Consider the following 20,724-nt stretch of genomic DNA (forward strand, 5'->3'; position numbering starts at 1 on the left):
GGGAACTCCCGGTTGACGATGGCGTCAGAGGACGCTTCGGCGGCAAACAGAGGAGCAGCAATGATTGGAACAATCGTCAGCGCCATTGTCATCGGATTGATCGTCGGCGCACTTGCGCGCCTGGTAATGCCGGGCCCGCAACACATCGGCATCATCATGACAATCCTGCTCGGCTTCGTCGGTTCGTTAGTCGGATCGTGGCTGACCTACAAGCTTGGATACACCAACGCAAACGGAGGGTGGGAAGTCATTCCCTTCTTGGTCGGCGTCGCTGTCGCGGTCCTGCTGATTGCCATCTACGTGGGCATCACCGGGCGCAGTGGCAGCCAGGTCGGCGGGCGCCGGATGGGGCTTCGGCGCTAGCCGCCCAACCCGGTACGCATCTCCCAGACCAGGATTTCTGACGGCTCACCGGCGGTTAGCCGGCGCCCGCCGGAATCGGTGAAGCGGACAGCGTCGCCGTCGACGACCTTGCCGAGGCCTTCGACGTCGACGCTGCCGCGCGCCGCGAACAGGTGCACATAGCGCGCCGACGGCAATTCGACTGCCTCACCGGGACGCAGCCGCGCGCCGTGTAGAGCCGCTGAACGGTTGCCGATGGTGATCGCGGCATCATGGCCGGGGATGCCGGAGGCGATGGTGACCAGCCGGCCGGCCAGCAATTGGTCGCCGACCTCGTCCTGCTGGTAGCCGGGGGCGGCGCCAGATTGGTCGGGCGTCACCCACATCTGAACGAAATGTACTGGCTCGCTATCAGAGTCGTTCTTCTCCGAATGCAGGATGCCGCTGCCGGCCGACATGCGCTGCGCCAGACCCGGGTACACCACTCCGGAATTGCCTGCCGAATCACGGTGGGCCAGTGCGCCGTCCAGCACCCAGGTGACGATCTCCATGTCACGGTGCGGGTGCATGTCAAAGCCCGAACCCGGTTCGACGATGTCGTCGTTGTTGACCAGCAGCACGCCGTGGTGGGTGTTGTCCGGGTCGTAGTGATCACCGAACGAGAACGAGTGCCGTGAGTTCAGCCAGGACGTCTTGGTGACGGCACGGTCCTGCGCACGTCTGATGTCGACGGTGGCAGGCACAGGCTCCACGGTACCCGCCCGTGAACCTTTACCAGTCGGCCTCGGTGTATTGGATGACACCGCGAATGTTCTTGCCGTCGAGCATGTCCTGGTAGCCGTCGTTAATGTCTTCGAGCCGGTAGGTGTTGGTGACCATCTCGTCGACCTTCAGCAGCCCGGACTTGTACAGCCCGACCAGCCGCGGCGTTTCGATGTGCGAATTGCCGCCGCCGAAGATGTTGCCTTTCAACGTTTTCTGCAACATCGTGAACAGGAACAAGTTGAGCTTGACGTCGACGTCGGTCATAGCGCCCATGCCGGTCACCACGCAGGTACCCGTTTTGGCGGTCAGAATCATCGCCTCTTCGATCATCTCCCCGCGCATCTCGCCGACGGCGATGATGGTCTTGTCGGCCATCAGGCCGTAGCTGAGGTCGATCATCGGGGCGATGGCTTCGGCCATGGACGGATAGACATGGGTGGCGCCGAACTTGATGGCCTGCTCACGTTTGAACTCCACCGGGTCGATCGCGATGACATGCTTGGCTCCGGAGAGCACCGCGCCCTGTAGCGCACTCATCCCGATGCCGCCCACACCGACGATCGCCACCGTCTCACCGGGCTGCACCTGCGCGACGTTGGTCGCGGATCCAAATCCGGTCGGCACCGCACAACCCAGGATCGCCGCCGACTCGAACGGCACGTCGGGGTCGATCTTGACCACGGAATCCTTGTGCACCGTCATGTAGGGGGCGAACGTGCCGAGCAGGTTCATCGGCGACACGTCATGAGTCCCGGCGCGCACCCGGGAAGTGCCGTCGGCGATCGCCTTGCCGCCCAACAACACCGCGCCGCGATCGCAGAGTGACCGGAAGCCCTTCAGGCAGGGCGGGCAGGCACCGCAGGCCGGGATGAACGCCAGGATGACGTGGTCGCCCTCTTCCAGTCCGGTGACTCCCTTGCCGACCTTGGTGACGACGCCGGCGCCTTCATGGCCGCCGAGAGCGGGTAGTCCGATCGGGGTGGCCCCGGTGGTCAGGTGGTAGTCGGAGTGGCACATGCCCGCGGCATGCATCCTGATCTGAACCTCGTCGTCGACGGGATCGCCGACCTCGATCTCGTCGACTGCGAATGGCGAGTTCAGCTCCCATAGCAGTGCGCCCTTGGTCTTCATCCGAGCGATCTTAGCCAACGAGCCAGAACACGTTACAGAACAGCCCCTGATTTATCGCCTGAGCTGCTCATATGGTGCCCTACATGGTCTTGTGTGGAACCCCGACCGTCAGGCCTCCGTCGATGGGAAACTCCGCACCGGTGGAGTACGACGACTCGTCTGAGGCCAGGTACACCACGCAGGCGGACACCTCGCCGGGTTCGGCTGCGCGACCCAACGGGATCTGCAGAAAGTCCTCGGGGATGCCCGCTGTCATCGGGGTGCGAATCATGCCCGGATGAATCGAGTTGACCCGGATATTGTGCGGCGCCAACTCCAGCGCCGCGGCCTTGGCCAGCCCGCGTACCCCGAACTTGGAGGCGACGTAGCCGTACAGACCGGGGCTGCCGCGCAGGCCCTCGACGGACGAGATGTTGATGATCGACCCACCGCCGGCCGCGATCATCGGTTCGACGGCGGCCTGCATGCCCAGGAATGTCCCGGTCAGGTTGATGTCGATGATCTTCTGCCAGTCGGCAAGCGGGAAGTTCTGCAGCGTGTTGCCGTTGACGATGCCGGCATTGTTGACAAGCACGTTCAGGATGCCGAACTCGCCCGTCGCCGCCTCCACCGCCGCCTTCCACTGGTCGGGCTGGGTGACGTCGAGGTGGACGAACCGGGCGGCGGCGCCCAGTTCCTCAGCCAGCGCCTTGCCCTCGTCGTCGAGAATGTCGCCGGCGACCACCCGCGCTCCTTCGGCAACCAATGCCCGCGCGTGCGCAGCGCCCATGCCGCGGGCGCCGCCACTGATCAGTGCGACTTTTCCGTCTACGCGCCCCATGGCGGGTCAGGCTACCCCGCGGCCCAGCAGCGTCTGTGCCTGCGTGAGTGCCGCGTCGAGTTCGCTCAGCGTCAACGACTGCGAGCGGCCCAGGTGGATTTCGATTTGATATTCCGGCTGATTGGTGCTGCCGAAGATCGGCAATACAACGAATTCTGTTGACGGCAAGTCCGTTTCGAGCGTCCTGGTTACCGAGCGCAGTGTCACCATCGTCATCAGCGTGCTGAGCTGGCGGGTCACTTGTGCCGTCGGCTCCAGCGAGGCCAGCACGGCGCTGAGGCGATCGTGCAGCGAGGCGTGGGCGTCGTCGAACCGCCATGCTCCGCAGCCGCGATCGCGGATGTCGGCGAGGACTTGCCGGTGTGCGGCGATATCGGCACGGCTGAGCCGCGGAGTGATGCGGCGCAGCCACCCGTCGACCGCATCGTCGTCGCGCCAGGCCATAGCGACCAGGCCGAAGGGCGGATCGATCGGGAACCGTTGGCCGACGGCATGTTCACTGTCGGTGCCGTGGCCCACCGCGTCGACGGTGGTCAGATGGGTCGCGCCGATTCTGGACATCGAGCACCCGGCGCCGAGTTGCTGGTGCAGAAACACCAGTGTTTCGCGGCCACGATCGAGCAGCGGGAACTGCGTGCGCAGGCCGTGCACGAGCCCGAATAGGCCACTGCCCAACACGTACCGCCGGTCACGCCGCGACACCCAGGTACGACGCTCGAGTTCGGTCAGCACCAGGGCACACGTCGAGGTGCTGATGTCGCATATCTTGGCCAGCTCGGCCGAGGTCAAACCCTGGTGTGAATGGGCAAGTGCAGCAAGGACATCCATAACTCGGCGAGTGGGCGGCGACTTGGCCATTGACGAAGCCATGATCACCTCCCTACGATTTGGCCAGCATATTGGAATTTGTGTCCTAATAATAGGAGACTGCATTGCTGAAGGTTGGCGTTTGGGGTCCGGGATCGATGGGGTTGATCGCCCTGCGCGGCGTGATTGACCATCCGAAGTTGCAACTGGTCGACCTGGTGGTCCACAGCGACGCGAAGGCGGGGAGCGACGCGGGGCAGTTGTGCGGAATCGACACCGTCGGGGTGACCGCAACGCAAGACCCCGCTGCACTGCTCGCCGGTGACGCCGACGCGGTGGTCTACGCGGCGGCGGCCAACCTGCGCCCGGTGGAGGCGATCGCGGATATGGCGTCGATTCTGCGCGCAGGCAAGAACGTGGTGTCCTGCTCGGTGGTTCCGCTGGTGTTCCCCGAGGCCGTCGACGCCGCGTTCACCGAGCCACTGTGCGAGGCCGCGCTGGCCGGCGGTGCGTCGCTTTTCACCACCGGTATCGACACTGGGTTCGCCAATGACGTTCTACCGCTGATGCTTTCGGGGGTTTCGCGGGTCATTGAAAGCGTGCGGGTGACCGAAATGTTCAACTACGCTACCTATCCGGACAAGGCGGCGGTCTACGAGATCCTCGGGTTCGGCAAGCCGCCGGAGTTCGCTGCGTTCGCGGCGCAACCGGGAATGTTCACTTTCGGTTGGGGTCCGGTGTTGCACCAGCTCGGCGCCGGGCTGGGGGTGGAGATCGAGCACATCGAGGAGAACGTGGAGCGGGTCGCGGCCAACGAGTCGTTCGACACCCCGACCGGCCACATCGCAGCGGGCACGATCGGCGCCATGCGCTCCACTCTGACCGGCCACGTCGACGGAAGACCGACGTTCGTGATCGATCACGTCACCCGCATGCGCGACGACATTGCGCCGGAGTGGCCGCAGCCGCACATTTCGATCGAGCCAAAAGATCTCGGATATGGATTGGCGTCTGGTCGCGGCCTGTATCGCGTGGAAATCGAGGGCTCGCCGAGCATGCGCTGTGAGTTCGAGATGGCCGACGACCATGATCACGATCTGGGGGCGCGGATCGCCGGCGCCTCGCGAATGGTGAACGCCATTCCGGCGGTGTGCCAGGCGCAGCCTGGACTGCTCTCGGCGTTAGATCTTCCGCTGATCACCGGCGCCGGAGCGGTGCGCCCCGTCGTCGGCCCGCCAGCCGACAGCCGGCTGTTCTGACGTCTAGGTACCGAGTGACCAGTTGCGTCCATGCCCTGCAGCGGAGAGTGATGCCAATCAAAGGCCGGCAGGCAGGCCGAATTTCGCGAACAGTGAGGTGTCGAGGAAGGCGACGACATGGCTGACGCCGGTGTCGGTCACGTCGAGCACCTGCAGTTGGAACGGGAGATGTCTGTCGCCGTCGCGCATGTACATCGCCGCGGCGGGCTGGCCGTTGGCGACCAACGGCAGCAGGCGCATATCACCGGCCGCTTGCGCAGGGCACTGTTGGCGGATCAGGGTGGCGATCGCGCCCGGGCCCTGATACCAGCCGACGAACGGGGGCATCTCCCAAATCGCCTCGGTGGTAAACAACTTCACCAGCCGGTCGACGTCGTAGTCCTCGAACGCCGCGATGTAGCGGGCCAGCCGATCCTGCGTTTCCGCCGAATCCGGCGCAGCCAAGCGATCCTCGGCGCTGGGCCCGGCGGCGTCCAATTGGGCGCGGGCCCGTTGCAGGAGGCTGTTGACGGCGGCGGTGCTCGTGCCGATCGCCTCGGCCACCTCGGCGGCCTTCCACTGCAGCACGTCGCGCAGCACCAACACCGCCCGCTGCCGCGTTGACAGGTGTTGCAGTGCCGCGACAAACGCCAGCCGCACCGATTCACGCGAGCCGACGATCACCGCAGGGTCAGCCGGATCGTTCGACGCGTCGGGCAGCGGCTCCAGCCAGGGCACCTCGGTGCGTTCCACCAACTCCGCCGTCGGGTCGGAGCTGGGCGCCCCCAGCCCGCTCGGCAACGGTCGGCGTGCCCGACCCTCGAGCGCAGTCAGGCAGGTGTTGGTGGCAATGCGGTGCAGCCAAGTCCGCACCGACGACTTGCCCTCGAAACGGTCGAAGGCCTTCCAGGCCCGCAGATAGGTTTCCTGGACCAGGTCTTCGGCGTCGTGCAGCGAACCTGTCATGCGGTAGCAATGCGCGAGCAGTTCACGACGGTAGGGTTCGGCGTGGGTGGAGAAATCGCCGCCTTCGAGGCCTTCTGCGAGCAGGCTCACCCGAGTGAGCCTACGCAGAACGTGTGACATGCTGCCGGTGATGACTACGACCCGTACCGAACGAAACTTCGACGGCGTCGGCGGCGTACGCATCGTCTACGACGTCTGGACCCCCGACACCGCACCACGCGCGGTTGTCGTCCTCTCCCACGGCCTGGGTGAACACGCCGGCCGCTACGACCACGTTGCGCAGCGGTTCGGTGCGGCCGGCCTGGTCACCTATGCGCTCGATCACCGTGGGCACGGCCGTTCGGGCGGCAAGCGCGTGCTGGTCAAGGACATCTCCGAGTACACCGGCGACTTTGGCACCCTCGTCAGCATCGCCGCCAAGGAGCACCCGGGATGCAAATGCATTGTGCTGGGCCACAGCATGGGCGGCGGCATTGTGTTCGCCTACGGCGTCGAACGCCCGGACAACTACGACTTGATGGTGCTGTCCGGGCCTGCCGTCGCGGCACAATCCGCTGTGCCGAAGTTGCTGGCGCTGACGGCGAAGACCCTCGGCGCCGTGGCTCCGGGTTTGCCGGTGCAGGAGCTCGACGCCAACGCAATATCCCGCGACCCGGCGGTGGTCGACGCTTACAACACCGACCCGTTGGTGCACCACGGCAAGGTTCCCGCCGGCATCGCCCGCGCGCTGCTGCTGGTTGGCGAGACGATGCCGCGTCGCGCGCCGGCGCTGACCGCGCCGCTGCTGATCGTGCACGGCTCCGAAGATCGGCTGATCACCGTCGAGGGCAGCCACCGGCTGGTCGAGGCGGTGGGCAGTCCCGACGTTGAGCTGAAGGTCTATCCCGGGCTCTACCACGAGGTATTCAACGAACCCGAGCGCGATCAGGTGCTCGACGACGTGGTGTCCTGGATCGACGCGCGGCTGTGAATAGCCGGAGGGCGATGTCGTCCCCGTCTACTAGCTTGGCGGTATGACCCGCGCCGGCGACGATGCAGAGCGCCCGGGGCACCCCAGCTTGCGAGGGGACGATGAGGAGGAGCGGCGCCTATGACCGACGACAAGATGCTGGCGCGGATCGCGGCACTGTTGCGACAAGCCGAAGGCACCGACAACGTCCATGAGGCCGAGGCGTTCATGGCGGCCGCGCAACGGCTGGCGACTGCGACATCCATCGACTTGGCGGTAGCCCGATCGCACGCCACCAAGCGCACGCCCGCGCAGACGCCGGTCCAGCGCACCATCAGCATCGGCGATGCCGGCACCAAGGGTTTGCGTACCTATGTGCAGCTGTTCGTGGTGATCGCCCACGCCAACGACGTGCGCTGCGATGTGGCGTCGAATTCGACGTTCGTCTATGCCTATGGGTTCGCCGAGGACATCGACACCACCCATGCGTTGTACGCGAGCCTGGTGGTCCAAATGGTGCGTGCCTCGGATGCCTACATCGCTACCGGTGCGCACCGGCCCACCCCGACGATCACCGCGCGGCTCAATTTTCAGCTGGCGTTCGGGTCCCGGATCGGTCACCGACTGACCGAGACCCGTGAGCAGACTCAGCGCGAAGCCAAAAAGGACCGCGGCCGTGCCCCGGGAACCGCTATCGCGCTACGCAACAAAGAAATCGAGCTACGTGACCACTACCGGGGGGCGTCAAAAGCGCGCGGTACCTGGCAGGCCAGCCGGGCATCAGCGGGCTACTCCTCGGCGGCGCGGCGGGCGGGTGATCGGGCCGGTAAGCGGGCGCGGCTGGGCAACAGTCCGGAGCTGTCGGGGGCGCACACCGCGCTGGATCGGTGAGCTCCGAAAACTCTGCTCCCCGCGACGCACAGCGCTCGAAGGTCTATGCCGCTGAGGAATTCGTTCGGACGCTATTCGAGCGCGCCGCTGAACACGGGTCGGGCGACGTCGAATTCTTCGGCGGGCGGTTGACCTTACCGCCCGAAGCTCGCTTTGCCTCGGTTGCGGCGGTGCAGCGCTACGTCGACGACGTGCTGGCGTTGCCGACGGTACGGCAGCAGTGGCCGCACATCCTGCCGCTGAGGGTGCGCTCTCGGCGGGCGGCCACCGCGGCGCACTACGAAAATCATGACGGCGCGGGGGTTATTGCTGTGCCAGATCGCGACACCGCCGACTGGGCGATGCGCGAACTGGTGGTGCTGCACGAGATCACGCATCATCTGTGCGATGCGCAGCCGCCGCATGGGCCGCAGTTCGTGGTGTCCATGTGCACACTGGCCGAGTTGGTGATGGGCCCGGAGCTCGGATACCTGTTGCGGGTGGTGTACGCCAGAGAGGGCGTCCGGTAGGGCTACGGTTGAGCGGGTGAGCGAAATAGGCGCGGTGCTCCCCACCGACACCGACGTCGACATTCGTGCCCGCGAGGCCGAGGCGCAGATGACCGACGACGAGCGGTTTTCGCTGCTGCGCAGTGTGATGGGTGCCAACGAGTTGTTGCCGGTGCGCGATGAGCGCATTCCGCCTGACGTCCCGATGAGTGCCGGTTATGTGCCCGGCGTCCCGCGCCTCGGTGTTCCGGCACTGCTGATGAGTGACGCCAGTCTGGGGATCACCAACCCCGGCTTCCGGCCCGGAGATACTGCCACCGCGCTGCCCGCCAGTCTGGCGCTGGCCGCCGGCTTCGATCCGGAGCTGGCCCGTGCCGCTGGAGAGGCGATCGGGTCTGAGGCCCGCAGCCGCGGCTTCAACGTGTTACTGGCCGGCGGCATCAATCTCGCCCGAGACCCACGCAATGGCCGAAACTTCGAATACCTTTCCGAGGACCCGCTTTTGAGTGCCACGATTGCCGCCGCGTCAATCGAGGGCATCCAGCAGCAAGGCGTCATATCCACGATCAAGCACTACTCGCTGAACTGCAGCGAAACCAACCGGCACTGGTTGAATGCCGTTATCGAACCGTCGGCCCATCGCGAATCGGACCTGCTAGCGTTCGAGATTGCGATCGAGCGCGCACAACCCGGCGCGGTGATGACTGCCTACAACAAAGTCAACGGCGACTACGCAGGCGGCAACGACATCCTGATCAACGACGTGCTGAAAACCGCTTGGGGATACCGCGGTTGGGTGATGTCCGACTGGGGCGCGACACGAAGCTGGGAGTTCGCGCTTGAGGGCCTCGATCAGGAATCCGGAGCACAGATTGACGCATTGTTCTGGCAGGCGGAGGCGTTCGGTGACCAGCTCAAAGCCGCCTACGCCGCAGGCACGCTACCCAAAAAGCGTCTCTCGGACATGACGCGCCGGATCCTGCGATCCATTTACGCTGTCGGCGCCGACCGATGGGACCCCGTGCCCACGCCGGATATGCATGTCCACCATGACATCGCGTTGCAGGTTGCCAGGCAGGGCATCGTGTTGTTGAAAAACGATGGGGTGCTGCCGCTTTCATCAAGTGTCAACATCGTCACGGTCGGCGGATGTGCGCAGCTGGGCGTGGTGGCCGGTTGCGGGTCGAGCACCGTGGTTCCGCCCGGTGGCTATGCTCACGTCGTTCCGCTCGACTGGCCCGGGGGTCTGCGCAACCTCTATGTGTTGCCGTCGTCGCCGGTAACCGAGTTGCGAACCCATCTCCCGGGCGCGCGGGTGGAGTTCGATCCCGGTGTCAGTCCGGGGGAGGCGGCGGTGGCGGCACGACGCGCAGATGTCGCGATCGTCTTCGCTGTCCGCGTGGAAGGAGAAGGTCTCGACAGCGTCGACATGTCGCTGCCCTGGGGTCAAGACGCGGTGATTGCCGCTGTCGCGGAGGCCAACCCGAATACCGTGGTAGTGCTGCAGACCGGCAATCCGGTCGAGATGCCCTGGCGCCACGCGGTCAGGGCGATTGTGCAGGCCTGGTACCCGGGGCAGGGCGGTGGCCAGGCGATCGCGGAAGTCATTGCCGGGCAAGTCAACCCGTCGGGCCGATTGCCGATCACGTTTCCCGTCGACCTGGGCCAGACTCCGCGGCCCGAGTTGCCGGGGCTGGGCGAGCCGTGGGGCACTCCAACGACCATCGACTACACCGAAGGTGCCGAGGTCGGCTATCGGTGGTTCGCCAAGCAAGGCCGCGCTCCGCTGTTCGCGTTCGGGCACGGTCTGTCCTACACGACCTTCGAGTACCGCGATCTACAAGTGCGCGGCGGCGCCACCGTCACCGCAAGCTTCACCGTGGCGAACACCGGCAACCGCCGCGGCGCCGACGTGCCACAGCTATATCTGACGGCCGCACCGGCGGGACCACGGATGCGATTGCTCGGATTCGAGCGACTTGAACTCGAGCCAGCCGAAACTCGCCTGGTCACCATCGAGGCGGACCCGAGGCTACTGGCCCGCTATGACGGGGAGGCCGGCAGTTGGCGAATCGATGAGGGCTCGTATGCGGTGGCAATCGGCGCGTCGGCGAGCGCGTTGACACTGACCGCGGAAACCGAGCTAGCCGGCCGCCACTTCGGGCGATGACCGGCTAGCCCGGACCGCGAATTCCATATCTAGCTGACGGCGACCAATTCATCGCCGCAAGTGCAACGGTACGGTTCGCCGGCACCGGCGCAATGGCATGCGACCTCGATACGAACGCGGCACCCGCAGCCCTCGTGGCCACAGGTGAGAACAGTCTCTGCCTCGTTGCTGCCCATGTGTTTCACCCTTATCTGTGTCGGGGACCCCAGTTGCTCGGCGGGATCCGGGTATTTCCGAGTGCCTGCCCTGGCGAGGACAACCACTTGCTCACCATATACCCCATACGGGTATGCCGTAAAGCCCAGCGACGGAACTTTGTGGTGCCAATCCGCTAGCGTGGACCGCATGACCCCGCAGCCAAATCCCAAGGACGTGGACGCATTCCTGGACACCACCGTCGTCGGCGAGGATCCGGAATTGACCGCGGTGCTGGACGCCAGCGCGGCGGCTGGGCTACCGCAGATCGCCGTTTCGGCTCAACAGGGCAAGTTTCTCTACCTACTGGCCGGTGCGATCCGGGCGCGGCGAATCCTGGAGATCGGGACGCTGGGTGGTTACAGCACCGTCTGGTTGGCGCGCGCAGCCGGTCCGGGCGGACAGGTGGTGACGCTGGAATATGAGCCCAGGCACGCCGAGGTGGCGCGAGCGAACATGTCCCGCGCCGGCGTCGATGATCGGGTGGAGGTGGTGGTCGGCCCCGCGTTGGAGACGTTGCCCACGCTGACCGGCGGCCCGTTCGACTTGGTATTCATCGACGCTGACAAAGAAAACAACCTCGGCTACCTGGATTGGGCGGTTCGGCTGGCCAGGCCGGGGTCAGTCATCGTGGTGGACAACGTGATTCGTGAAGGGCACATCTTGACGCCGGAACCCGATGACCGTTTGATGCAGGTGGTGCGTCAGACACTGCAGGTGATGGGTGAGCATCCGCGGCTGGATACCGCGGTGATTCAGACGGTCGGCGCCAAAGAATGGGACGGCTTCGCGATGGCGTTGGTCAAGTGACCGTCAGGGCGTCAGATCCTCGACCGCCTGCTGAGCCGACGTGATCGTGCTGATCCGCAACGCGGTTTCGCCGGCGTAGAGGGCGCAAGAGTCCACCGCCGAATCCGGCATGCCCGCCAGCGGCGCCAATGGTGTGAATACCGGCAGCGCAGCAGATTGCAGGCGGGTGAGCTTGCCTGGGTCGAGATTAGCGAGCACGGACAGCCACCGACTGCTGGCGCTGATGGCACTGGGCAATGCCTTCGCGGACCCGTCGCCGCGGCACCAGCGACGGGTGGCCGCGTTCGGAACAACGCGGTGCCGTAACGGCCAACTCACGCTGAAGAGCGTGGTTTCCACTGTCTTCTCGGCGTTGATGACGCGTCGCTGGTATTCGGGGTGTGCGCCGGCTTCCTTGGTCAACAGGAATTTCGTGCCGGCGATGACGCCGACGGCGCCGTTGTCGAGCGCCGCGCGGGTGTCGGCGGCGGTGGCGATGCCGCCGGCTGAGAACACCGGACGGCCGCCGGCTGCCGCCAACGCCTGGGGTAAAAACTCGAGCGCCGGTACGGTTCCGACCAGATGGCCGCCGGCTTCGCGGCCCTGTGCGATCAAACCGTCAGCGCTCCAGTCGATTGCCTCGCGGACCTGCATGCCGGTGCCGACCATCACGAAGACGAAGATCCCGGCGTCGCGCAGGCGCTCGACAATGTCACGGTCACCGCCGAATGCCACCACCGCAACGTCAACCCGGTTGTCGATGCAGACGTCGACGTGACCGCGCCGCACGAACGGCATGAGCAGGTTCACCGCGACGGCGCGGCCGGGTGCCTCGGCCCGCACTTGGTCGATCGCCGCTCGCAGTTGGCCGGGCGGCGCCAGCCCCAGTGTGCCCAGGCCGCCGGCTTTCGCGACGGCACCGGCCAGGTCTGCGCCGGCCAGTCCGCCGCCCATGCCGGCTTGGCCGATCGGGACGTCGAGTCGCAGTCGATCCGCGATGTCCATGGCTCACCTTCCGTTCGGCGCGAGCGTGCGTCTTCCCGGTTCAATGCTCGGCGTGTCGACCGGGGACACGCACGTTCGCGCAATAAAAGGGGGCTAGCTGCAGACCGCGCCGATCGCGGCCGAACCGACCAGCTTGACGTATTTGGCTAACACGCCGGTGGTGTACCGCGGCGGCAGCGGGGTGAAACCGGCACGGCGAGCGGCGAACTCGTCGGCATCGACCAAGACGTCGAGGGTGGCGTTGGCCACGTCCAGCCGGACGCGGTCGCCGTCGCGCAGGAAGGCGATCGGTCCGGCGTCGACGGCCTCGGGGGCGACATGGCCGACGCATAAGCCGGTGGTGCCGCCGGAAAACCGACCGTCGGTCAACAACAGCACGTCCTTGCCCAGACCGGCGCCCTTGATGGCGCCGGTGATTGCCAGCATTTCGCGCATTCCGGGCCCGCCCTTGGGACCCTCGTAGCGGATCACCACCGCGTCGCCTGCGGTGATGGTGCCGTCTTCGAGAGCATCGAGCGCCGCCCGCTCCCGGTCGAAAACCCTTGCGGTGCCCTCGAAGACATCGGAGTCGAAGCCCGCCGACTTGACCACCGCGCCCTCCGGCGCCAGCGATCCGTGCAGGATGGTGATGCCCCCGGTCGGATGGATCGGGTTGTCCAAGGCGCGCAGCACCTTGCCGTCGGGATCCGGCGGGGCGATGTGCGCGAGGTTGTCGGCCACGGTTTTGCCGGTCACCGTCAGGCAGTCACCATGCAACAGGCCGGCATCCAGCAGCGCTTTCATCATCACCGGCACGCCGCCGATCCGGTCAACGTCGAACATCACATGGCGCCCGAACGGCTTGACGTCGGCGAGGTGTGGCACTTTCGACCCGATGCGGCTGAAGTCCGCCAGCGACAGCTCGACGCCGGCCTCGTAGGCGATGGCCAGCAGATGCAGCACCGCGTTGGTCGAGCCGCCGAACGCCATCACCACCGCGATCGCGTTCTCGAACGCCTCCTTGGTGAGGATGTCGCGGGCGGTGATGCCGCGACGCAGCAATTCGACCACCGCCTCACCGCTGTGCCGCGCGAAGGCATCCCGGCGGCGATCGGTGGCCGGCGGTGCCGCACTGCCGGGCAGTGACATCCCCAGCGCCTCAGCCGCACTGGCCATCGTGTTGGCGGTATACATACCGCCGCAGGCGCCCTCGCCGGGGCAGATGGCCCGCTCGATCGCGTCGACGTCTTCGCGCGGCATCAGGCCACGCGCACACGCGCCGATCGCCTCGAAGGCGTCGATGATCGTCACGTCGCGCTCGCTGCCGTCGGACAGCTTGGCGCGCCCGGGCAGGATCGAGCCCGCGTAGAGAAACACCGCCGCCAGATCCAGTCGGGCAGCGGCCATCAGCATTCCCGGCAGCGACTTGTCACAGCCGGCCAGCAGCACCGAGCCGTCGAGGCGCTCGGCCTGCATCACGGTTTCGACGCTGTCGGCGATCACTTCGCGGGACACCAACGAGAAGTGCATGCCCTCGTGACCCATCGAGATGCCGTCGGACACCGAAATCGTGCCGAACTCAAGCGGATAGCCGCCCGCGGCGAAGACGCCGTCCTTCACGGCCTTGGCCAGCCGGTCCAGCGACAGGTTGCACGGCGTGATCTCGTTCCACGACGAGGCCACCCCGATCTGGGGTTTGGCGAAGTCGTCGTCATCCATGCCGACCGCGCGCAACATTCCACGGGCGGCGGCTTTTTCCAGGCCGTCGGTGACGTCGCGGCTGCGGGGTTTGATGTCCGGGGCGACGGTCGACGAGTCAGTGCTGTGGGCCATTGGCCAAGTATGCTCGTGACCTCGTAGCCGCCCAAATTAATTTAATACCCTACGGGGGTATAGGGTACTGTGGCGGTATGCCGCGTGCATTGCGCAGCTCGGTGCCACGATGCTGGGAGGGTAGATGACATCCGCACACGGGTATTCGTCACAGAAGGACAACTACGCCAAGCGGCTGCGCCGCATCGAGGGCCAGGTGCGTGGCATCGCGAAGATGATCGACGACGACAAGTACTGCATCGACGTCCTCACCCAGATCAGTGCCGTCAACAGTGCGCTGCGCTCGGTGGCGCTGAACCTGCTGAACGAACATCTGGGTCATTGCGTCACCCGCGCGGTGGCCGACGGCGGCGACGAGGCCGAGGAGAAGCTCGCCGAAGCCTCTGCGGCGATCGCGCGACTCGTCCGGTCCTGATCCGCGGGCCGCGCCGAATCGCGTGATTGAGTCATCGGCGTGGCGGCAGTGCGTACGGTAGGTGCAGCGCGATCGTGTCGTAAGCCGGCCGACGCCACATCCGACGCCATGACTGCCCAAACCGGAACAACCAGCACCAGACCGTGGACGCCGCGGATCGCGATGCAATTGACGGTGCTGGCCGCGGCGGCGTTCATCTATGTCACCGCCGAAGTCGTGCCGGTAGGCGCCCTGCCGGCCATTGCCCGCGACCTGCACGTCAGCTTGGCTCTGGTCGCTACCCTGCTGTCCTGGTACGCGCTGGTGGCAGCGTTGACGACGATCCCGCTGGTGCGTTGGACCGCGCATTGGCCGCGACGGCGGACGCTGCTGTTGACCCTGGTGTGTCTGACCGTCTCCCAGCTCGTCTCGGCGCTGGCCCCGAATTTCGCGGTGCTGGCCGGCGGGCGGGCGCTCTGCGCGGTCACCCACGGTTTGATGTGGTCGGTGATCGCACCGATCGCGACCCGGCTGGTGCCGCCCAGCCACGCCGGCCGCGCGACGACGGCGATCTATGTGGGCACCAGCCTGGCACTGGTGGTCGGCAGCCCGTTGACGGCGGCGATGAGCTTGGTGTGGGGCTGGCGGTGGGCCGTCGTGTGCGTGACCGTCGCCGCGGCGATCGTCACCGCCGCCGCATGGCTGGTGCTGCCGGTGATGGTGCTGTCTGCCGAGCAGCTCGAGCGGGTCGGCCCGGCGGCCCGCCACCACCGCAACGGCCGGTTATGGACGGTCAGCTTGCTCACCATGGTGGCGGTCGGGGCCCATTTCATCTCCTACACCTTCATCGTGGTGATCATCCGCGACGTCGTCGGCATCCGCGGACCGAACCTGGCCTGGGTGCTGGCCATATACGGCGTGGCGGGCCTGGTGGCAGTCCCGGTGGTGGCACGCCCGTTGGACCGCCGACCCAAGCGTGCGGTCATCATCTGTATGACCGGCTTGGCGGCGGCGTTTGTTTTGCTGACCGGACTCGCCTTCAGTGAGCAGCGCGCCGCGGCCGCAGCGCTGGTGGGAACCGGCGCCATCGTGCTGTGGGGTGCGATGGCGACCGCGGTGTCACCGCTGCTGCAGTCGGCGGCGATGCGGAACGCCGCCGACGATCCCGACGGCGCATCCGCGCTGTATGTCACGGCGTTCCAGGTCGGCATCATGGCGGGTTCGCTGGCCGGCGGGCTGCTCTTTGAGCACAGCGTGCCGGTGATGCTGGCCGCGTCGGCGGCCCTGATGGGTGTCGCGCTGGCCGGGATGACGGCGAGCCGGCACATGTTCGATGTGCCCGTGCCGGCGGAGCGACCGTAACGTTCCCCACTGCACACCGATTAACACAGCAGGTCAGCGCTGTGAAGCACCGCGCGCGGCGCTCGCTGAGCCGGTAGCGGATCGCCGTGCTGTGCCACACTGGTTGAGATTGTGACTGGAGGTATGCATATGTCGCGACGCACGAGGCGGTTTCTCGTCGCCGCTGTCAGCACGGCCGGGATGGCCGCTGCGCTGACGCTGGGCAGTGGTTCGGCATTGGCCGACCCCGACCAGCCGCCACCCGATCCGGCCGCGGTCGATGCCGCGCCGGCCGACGCGCCGGCCCCCCCGCCGCCCTGGGCCGATCCGTTCGCGCCGCCCCCGCCGCCAGACGCGCCGGCGCCACCACCCGCGGACCCGCTCGCGGCACCGCCGCCGGCCTCCCCGGCAGGGGCGCCAGCACCGGCTGCGACGCCCGCCGGCCCGGCAGCCGGGCAGAACCCAGAGCCGTTCACCGGCCAGCCGCCGTTCCTGCCGCCGACCTTCACCCCGGTCAGCGGCTCGATGGTGGGGGTGGCCCAGCCGATCATCATCAACTTCCAGCGGCCGATCGCCGACAAGCCGATGGCCGAGCAGGCGATCCACATCTCGTCGACCCCGCCGGTGCCCGGCAAGTTCTACTGGATGACCCCCAGCCAAGTGCGCTGGCGCCCGATCAACTTCTGGCCGGCCCACACCAACGTGCACATCGATGCCGCTGGAACCACGTCGGACTTCCACACCGGCGACGCGCTGGTGGCGACAGCCGACGACGCCACTCACACGATGACCGTCACGCGGAACGGGACCGTGGAGAAAACCATTCCGATGTCGATGGGGATGGCGGCCGGCGGCCACCACACGGCCAACGGCACCTATTACGTGCTCGACAAGAAGGCCAAGATGGTGATGGATTCCACCACGTATGGGGTGCCGGTCAACTCGACCTACGGCTACAAGGTGGATGTCGAGAACGCCGTCATGTTCGACAACAGCGGTGATTTCGTCCACAGCGCGCCGTGGTCGGTGGCCGATCAGGGCAAGCGAAATGTCAGCCACGGCTGCATCAACATCAGCCCGTCCAACGCCAAGTGGTTCTTCGACAACTTCGGCACCGGTGATCCCATCGTGGTGAAGAACTCCGTCGGTACCTACAGCAAGAACGACGGCTCCAATGACTGGCAGCTCTAGCTCGTCGCGAAAGTGCAACTACCGACGGCGTTACTCGTAAAACGCGTCGGTAGTTGCACTTTCGCGATCAGTAGTCAGTTCCAGATGCGCACCCGGCGGGCCGGGTCCAGGTACAGCGCGTCGTTGTCGGCCACATCGAAGGCGTCGTAAAACGCGTCGAGGTTGCGGATCACGCCGTTGCAGCGAAACTCCGGCGGGGAGTGCGGGTCGATCGCCAGGCGCCGGATCGCTTCGGCGTCACGTGATTTGGCCCGCCATACCTGCGCCCAGCCGAAGAACACCCGCTGCACACCGGTCAGCCCGTCAATCACCGGGGCGGGTTGGCCGTTCAGCGACAACTCATAGGCCAGCAGCGCGATTGACAGCCCGCCCAGATCGCCGATGTTCTCCCCGACGGTGAACGCGCCGTTCACGTGGTGGCCATCGTCGAGCCCGCGGGGTGTGTAGACCTCGTACTGCTCGATCAGTGCCCCGGTGCGCGCGCCGAACTCGCTGCGGTCGTCGTCGGTCCACCAGTCGACCAGGTTGCCGTCGCCGTCGTACTTGGCGCCCTGGTCGTCGAAGCCGTGGCCGATCTCGTGGCCGATCACCGCGCCGATACCGCCGTAGTTGGCGGCGTCGTCGGCCCCGGGGTCAAAAAACGGCGGCTGCAAAATTCCTGCCGGGAAGACGATTTCATTCATCCCCGGGTTGTAGTAGGCGTTGACGGTCTGCGGTGTCATGAACCATTCGTCGCGATCGACCGGACCGCCGAGCTTGGCCAGTTCGCGGTCATGGTTGACCGCATAACCGCGGCGGTAGCTGCCGTAGAGGTCGTCGCGATCGATCACCAGCGTCGAGTAGTCGCGCCATTTCTTCGGGTAGCCGACCTTGGCGGTGAACTTGTCCAGCTTGTCCAGCGCGCGTTGCCGGGTCTGCGGTGTCATCCAGTCCAGGTTGGTGATGCTGATCCGATACGCCTCGCGCAGGTTGTGCACCAGCGCATCGATGCGGGCCTTGGCGTCTGGTGGGAAATGCCGCTGCACGTAAAGCTTCCCGACGATGTCGCCCAAGAGGCCTTCCACCAGCGACACGCCGCGCTTCCAGCGCTCCCGGATCTCCTCGGCCCCAGTCAGCCTGCGGCCGTAGAACGCGAAGTCCTCGCGCACCAGCGCATCGGTGAGCAGTCCGGCGCGGGAATGAATCAACCGCCAGCGCGCCCACCGCTTCCAGTCGTCAAACTCCTCACTGCGCCACAGTGCCGCCAACGCGGTCAGGTAATCCGGTTGGCGCACAACGAGTTCGGTGCCTTGCTCGGGCGTGCTGCCCAGCCCGCCCACCCAGCCGGCCCAACCGAAGCCCGGTGCCTGCGTCTCTAGATCAGCCAGCGTGCGCAGGTTGTAGGTGAGCTCGGCGTCGCGGCGTTTGACCACGTCCCAGTGCGCGGTGGCGAGTTTGGTCTCCAGGGCCACGATCCGGGCGGCGGTCTCAGCGTGCTCCGCCGAATCCCCGCCGTACACCAGCGCGAACATCCGCGCGATGTGGCCAGGGTAGGCGGCCAGCAGCTCGGCGTGCTGCTCGTCGCGGTAGTAGGACTCGTCGGGCAACCCGATGCCCGACTGGGTGACGTGCATCAGGTAACGGGTCGAATTCTTCGAATCGGTGTCGATGTACATGCCGGCCCCGCCGCCCACGCCGGTGCGCTGCAACGCGCCGACGAGGGCCGCCAGCGCGTCGGGGTCGGCGGCCTCGTCAATCCCGGCCAACTCGTCGAGCAGCGGCGCCACGCCGCGGCGTTCCACCGCGTCCTCGTCGAGAAAGCCGGCGTAGAGGTCGCCGATGCGTTGTTCATCGGAGCCGGCGGCCGCGCCGGTTTCACCGGCCTCCGCGATCAGGTCACGGACCTGGACCTCGGCCCGGTCGAACAGTGAGCGAAAGGCGCCGTCGGTGGCGCGGTCGGCCGGGATGCGATATTCGTCCAGCCAGCGGCCGTTGACGTGACCGAACAGGTCGTCTTGGGGGCGGGCGTTGGCGTCGACGTGGCTCAGGTCGATACCCGAGCGGATGGCTTCTACCGTCACCCCGCCATCCTTCCATCTTCAGCGGCGGTGGCCGGGCGGCTGCCGGCGCCCGGTAGCCTCACGGCCATGCCCGACGGGGAGCAGACCGAGCCGACGGCCGCCGACGAGACAGCCGAACCGTCGAGTGGGCCGGTCTTCTCGGCCTACGGCATGGCATCGGCGGTGTTGGGTGTGCTGTCGGTCGCGGCGATCGTGCTGGGCGCCCTCATCTGGTCTGCACACCGCGGTGACCTCGACGAGCGCCACCATCAGAGCCGGGTTCTGCAGACAGCCGCGGATTGGACCGGGGTGCTGATCAACATGAACACCGACAACGTCGACTCCAGCCTGCAACGGCTACACGACGGCACCGTCGGCCAACTCAACGTCGACTTCGACTCCGCGATCCAGCCCTACCGCCAAGTGGTGCAGAAACTGCAGACCCGCAGCGCCGGCCAGATCGAGACCATCGCGATCGAAGCGGTACACCACGACCCGGACGCCCAGCCCGGCACCCGCCCGCCGGCTGAACCGCTGCCGGCCGGCATGGCCACGCGCACCGACTCGGTCATGGTGGTCGCCACGTCGGTCAGCGAGAACACGGGCGGCAAGCCGCGGATCGTCCCCTGGAGTCTGCGGCTCGGCGTCTCTGACGTGGACGGCAAGCTGCTGATCTCACGCCTGGAGTCGATTCGATGAGGAATACGTGGCGGCTATTGGCGTTCGATGTGGCAGCACCGGTGGCCGCGATCGGCGCGCTGCTGATGATCGGGGTTGTTCTCGGCTGGCCGCTGTGGTGGGTATCGGCGTGCTCGGTACTGGTGCTGTTGATCGTCGAGGGCGTGGTGGTCAACTTTGTGCTGCTGCGCCGTGATTCGGTCACCGTCGGCACCGACGACGACGGGCCCGGGCTGCGACTGGCCGTGGCGGGCGTATGTGCCGCTGCGTTGGTGGCCGCCGTCGTGGTCGGGTATACCCGCTGGACCGTGCCGGACCGCGACCTCAAACACGACGCGACCGAGGTGGTGGCGATCGCGACCGGACTGGCCGAGGCGACGGGGTCGTTCACCCCGGGTGCGCCCAACGCCTCGATCGATCGCGCGACAGCGATGATGGTGCCCGACAAGGCTGGTGGGCTCAAGGAGCAATACCTGAAGGCCACCGAAGACGTGAAACACCGCCATGTCACTGCGCAGGCTCAGACGCTGTCGGCCGGCGTCGAGGCGATCGGGCCGTCGCGCGCTGTGGTGGCGGTGATCCTGCGAGTGACCCAGAGCGCACCGGGGGAGGAGCCCAGCCGTGGCAGACGTGCCCTGCAGGTTGCCCTCACCAAGGACAGCGGCCGCTGGCTGGTGCTCGATTTGGCCCCGATCAACCCCCGCTAGCGGCAA

21 protein-coding genes are annotated in these 20,724 nt (G+C 66.5%); 12 read left to right on the forward strand and 9 right to left on the reverse strand.

The window, feature by feature from the left end; all coding sequences use genetic code 11:
- Window positions 1-60: 60 nt before the first annotated feature.
- Window positions 61-363: a GlsB/YeaQ/YmgE family stress response membrane protein gene (locus AC5Y42_RS19040; protein ID WP_065014801.1), complete on the forward strand. Its 303-nt coding sequence runs from the start codon at window positions 61-63 to the stop codon at window positions 361-363.
- On the opposite strand, the gene AC5Y42_RS19045 is transcribed toward AC5Y42_RS19040, so the two are convergent.
- From AC5Y42_RS19045 to AC5Y42_RS19060, 4 genes are all read right to left on the reverse strand, one after another.
- Window positions 360-1,085: a pirin family protein gene (locus tag AC5Y42_RS19045; protein ID WP_499887910.1), complete on the reverse strand. Its 726-nt coding sequence runs from the start codon at window positions 1,083-1,085 to the stop codon at window positions 360-362. The two genes, AC5Y42_RS19040 and AC5Y42_RS19045, sit on opposite strands and share 4 nt — an antisense overlap.
- A 28-nt stretch (window positions 1,086-1,113) precedes the next feature.
- Window positions 1,114-2,238 (reverse strand): NDMA-dependent alcohol dehydrogenase, encoded by a 1,125-nt coding sequence (locus AC5Y42_RS19050; protein WP_499887908.1) that lies wholly within the window; start codon window positions 2,236-2,238, stop codon window positions 1,114-1,116.
- Between the two features lie 79 nt (window positions 2,239-2,317).
- Window positions 2,318-3,058 carry a glucose 1-dehydrogenase gene (locus AC5Y42_RS19055; RefSeq protein WP_499887907.1) on the reverse strand — a complete coding sequence of 247 codons (741 nt, stop codon included), beginning with the start codon at window positions 3,056-3,058 and terminating at the stop codon, window positions 2,318-2,320.
- A gap of 6 nt (window positions 3,059-3,064) precedes the next feature.
- A complete protein-coding gene (locus AC5Y42_RS19060; RefSeq protein ID WP_499900129.1) occupies window positions 3,065-3,928 on the reverse strand; it encodes a helix-turn-helix domain-containing protein in 864 nt (287 codons plus the stop codon).
- A gap of 62 nt (window positions 3,929-3,990) precedes the next feature.
- On the opposite strand from AC5Y42_RS19060, the gene AC5Y42_RS19065 reads away from it, so the two are divergent.
- On the forward strand, window positions 3,991-5,124 hold the full coding sequence (locus AC5Y42_RS19065) for an NAD(P)H-dependent amine dehydrogenase family protein (RefSeq protein ID WP_499900130.1): 1,134 nt from the start codon (window positions 3,991-3,993) through the stop codon (window positions 5,122-5,124).
- Window positions 5,125-5,181: 57 nt separating this feature from the next.
- Here the strand turns inward: AC5Y42_RS19065 and AC5Y42_RS19070 are convergent, their stop codons facing one another.
- On the reverse strand, window positions 5,182-6,252 hold the full coding sequence (locus tag AC5Y42_RS19070) for a sigma-70 family RNA polymerase sigma factor (RefSeq protein WP_499900131.1): 1,071 nt from the start codon (window positions 6,250-6,252) through the stop codon (window positions 5,182-5,184).
- Here AC5Y42_RS19070 and AC5Y42_RS19075 point away from each other — a divergent pair.
- The 4 genes from AC5Y42_RS19075 to AC5Y42_RS19090 all read left to right on the forward strand — a co-directional run bounded on the left by AC5Y42_RS19075 (window position 6,200) and on the right by AC5Y42_RS19090 (window position 10,567).
- Entirely contained in the window at window positions 6,200-7,039 is an 840-nt protein-coding gene (locus AC5Y42_RS19075; RefSeq protein WP_499900132.1) for an alpha/beta hydrolase, read from the forward strand. The genes AC5Y42_RS19070 and AC5Y42_RS19075 overlap by 53 nt on opposite strands.
- 120 nt (window positions 7,040-7,159) lie before the next feature.
- The gene (locus AC5Y42_RS19080) at window positions 7,160-7,909 is read left to right on the forward strand and encodes a DUF2786 domain-containing protein (protein ID WP_499900133.1); all 750 of its coding nucleotides are present in this window, start codon (window positions 7,160-7,162) and stop codon (window positions 7,907-7,909) included.
- A complete protein-coding gene (locus tag AC5Y42_RS19085; protein WP_499900134.1) occupies window positions 7,906-8,418 on the forward strand; it encodes a TIGR04338 family metallohydrolase in 513 nt (170 codons plus the stop codon). Before AC5Y42_RS19080 ends, AC5Y42_RS19085 begins: the two co-directional genes overlap by 4 nt.
- Window positions 8,419-8,506: 88 nt before the next feature.
- Window positions 8,507-10,567 carry a beta-glucosidase gene (locus AC5Y42_RS19090; protein WP_499900174.1) on the forward strand — a complete coding sequence of 687 codons (2,061 nt, stop codon included), beginning with the start codon at window positions 8,507-8,509 and terminating at the stop codon, window positions 10,565-10,567.
- Between the two features lie 29 nt (window positions 10,568-10,596).
- Here the strand turns inward: AC5Y42_RS19090 and mymT are convergent, their stop codons facing one another.
- Window positions 10,597-10,758 carry a copper-binding metallothionein MymT gene (gene mymT / locus AC5Y42_RS19095; protein ID WP_499900175.1) on the reverse strand — a complete coding sequence of 54 codons (162 nt, stop codon included), beginning with the start codon at window positions 10,756-10,758 and terminating at the stop codon, window positions 10,597-10,599.
- 154 nt (window positions 10,759-10,912) lie between these two features.
- On the opposite strand from mymT, the gene AC5Y42_RS19100 reads away from it, so the two are divergent.
- Entirely contained in the window at window positions 10,913-11,572 is a 660-nt protein-coding gene (locus AC5Y42_RS19100) for an O-methyltransferase (RefSeq protein WP_499900135.1), read from the forward strand.
- A gap of 3 nt (window positions 11,573-11,575) precedes the next feature.
- Here the strand turns inward: AC5Y42_RS19100 and AC5Y42_RS19105 are convergent, their stop codons facing one another.
- Both AC5Y42_RS19105 and ilvD read right to left on the reverse strand, forming a co-directional pair.
- On the reverse strand, window positions 11,576-12,556 hold the full coding sequence (locus AC5Y42_RS19105; protein ID WP_499900136.1) for an NAD(P)H-dependent flavin oxidoreductase: 981 nt from the start codon (window positions 12,554-12,556) through the stop codon (window positions 11,576-11,578).
- A gap of 93 nt (window positions 12,557-12,649) precedes the next feature.
- Entirely contained in the window at window positions 12,650-14,368 is a 1,719-nt protein-coding gene (gene ilvD, locus AC5Y42_RS19110; RefSeq protein ID WP_499900137.1) for a dihydroxy-acid dehydratase, read from the reverse strand.
- A gap of 124 nt (window positions 14,369-14,492) precedes the next feature.
- Between ilvD and ricR the strand changes: the two genes are divergently transcribed.
- From ricR to AC5Y42_RS19125, 3 genes are all read left to right on the forward strand, one after another.
- Entirely contained in the window at window positions 14,493-14,783 is a 291-nt protein-coding gene (gene ricR / locus AC5Y42_RS19115) for a copper-sensing transcriptional repressor RicR (RefSeq protein WP_499900138.1), read from the forward strand.
- Between the two features lie 108 nt (window positions 14,784-14,891).
- Entirely contained in the window at window positions 14,892-16,124 is a 1,233-nt protein-coding gene (locus AC5Y42_RS19120) for an MFS transporter (RefSeq protein ID WP_499900139.1), read from the forward strand.
- A 129-nt stretch (window positions 16,125-16,253) separates the two neighbouring features.
- A complete protein-coding gene (locus tag AC5Y42_RS19125; RefSeq protein WP_499900140.1) occupies window positions 16,254-17,294 on the forward strand; it encodes a L,D-transpeptidase in 1,041 nt (346 codons plus the stop codon).
- A gap of 74 nt (window positions 17,295-17,368) precedes the next feature.
- On the opposite strand, the gene AC5Y42_RS19130 is transcribed toward AC5Y42_RS19125, so the two are convergent.
- Window positions 17,369-19,354, reverse strand: coding sequence for a M13 family metallopeptidase (locus tag AC5Y42_RS19130; RefSeq protein WP_499900141.1), 1,986 nt, complete (start codon window positions 19,352-19,354; stop codon window positions 17,369-17,371).
- 66 nt (window positions 19,355-19,420) lie between these two features.
- Between AC5Y42_RS19130 and AC5Y42_RS19135 the strand changes: the two genes are divergently transcribed.
- Window positions 19,421-20,032, forward strand: coding sequence for a hypothetical protein (locus tag AC5Y42_RS19135; RefSeq protein WP_499900142.1), 612 nt, complete (start codon window positions 19,421-19,423; stop codon window positions 20,030-20,032).
- Complete coding sequence (locus AC5Y42_RS19140; protein WP_499900143.1) at window positions 20,029-20,718, forward strand: hypothetical protein; 690 nt, start codon at window positions 20,029-20,031, stop codon at window positions 20,716-20,718. The genes AC5Y42_RS19135 and AC5Y42_RS19140 overlap by 4 nt, the downstream gene beginning before the upstream one ends.
- Window positions 20,719-20,724: the final 6 nt, after the last annotated feature.

The sequence above is a fragment of the Mycobacterium sp. NGS48 genome (genome assembly GCF_059812585.1).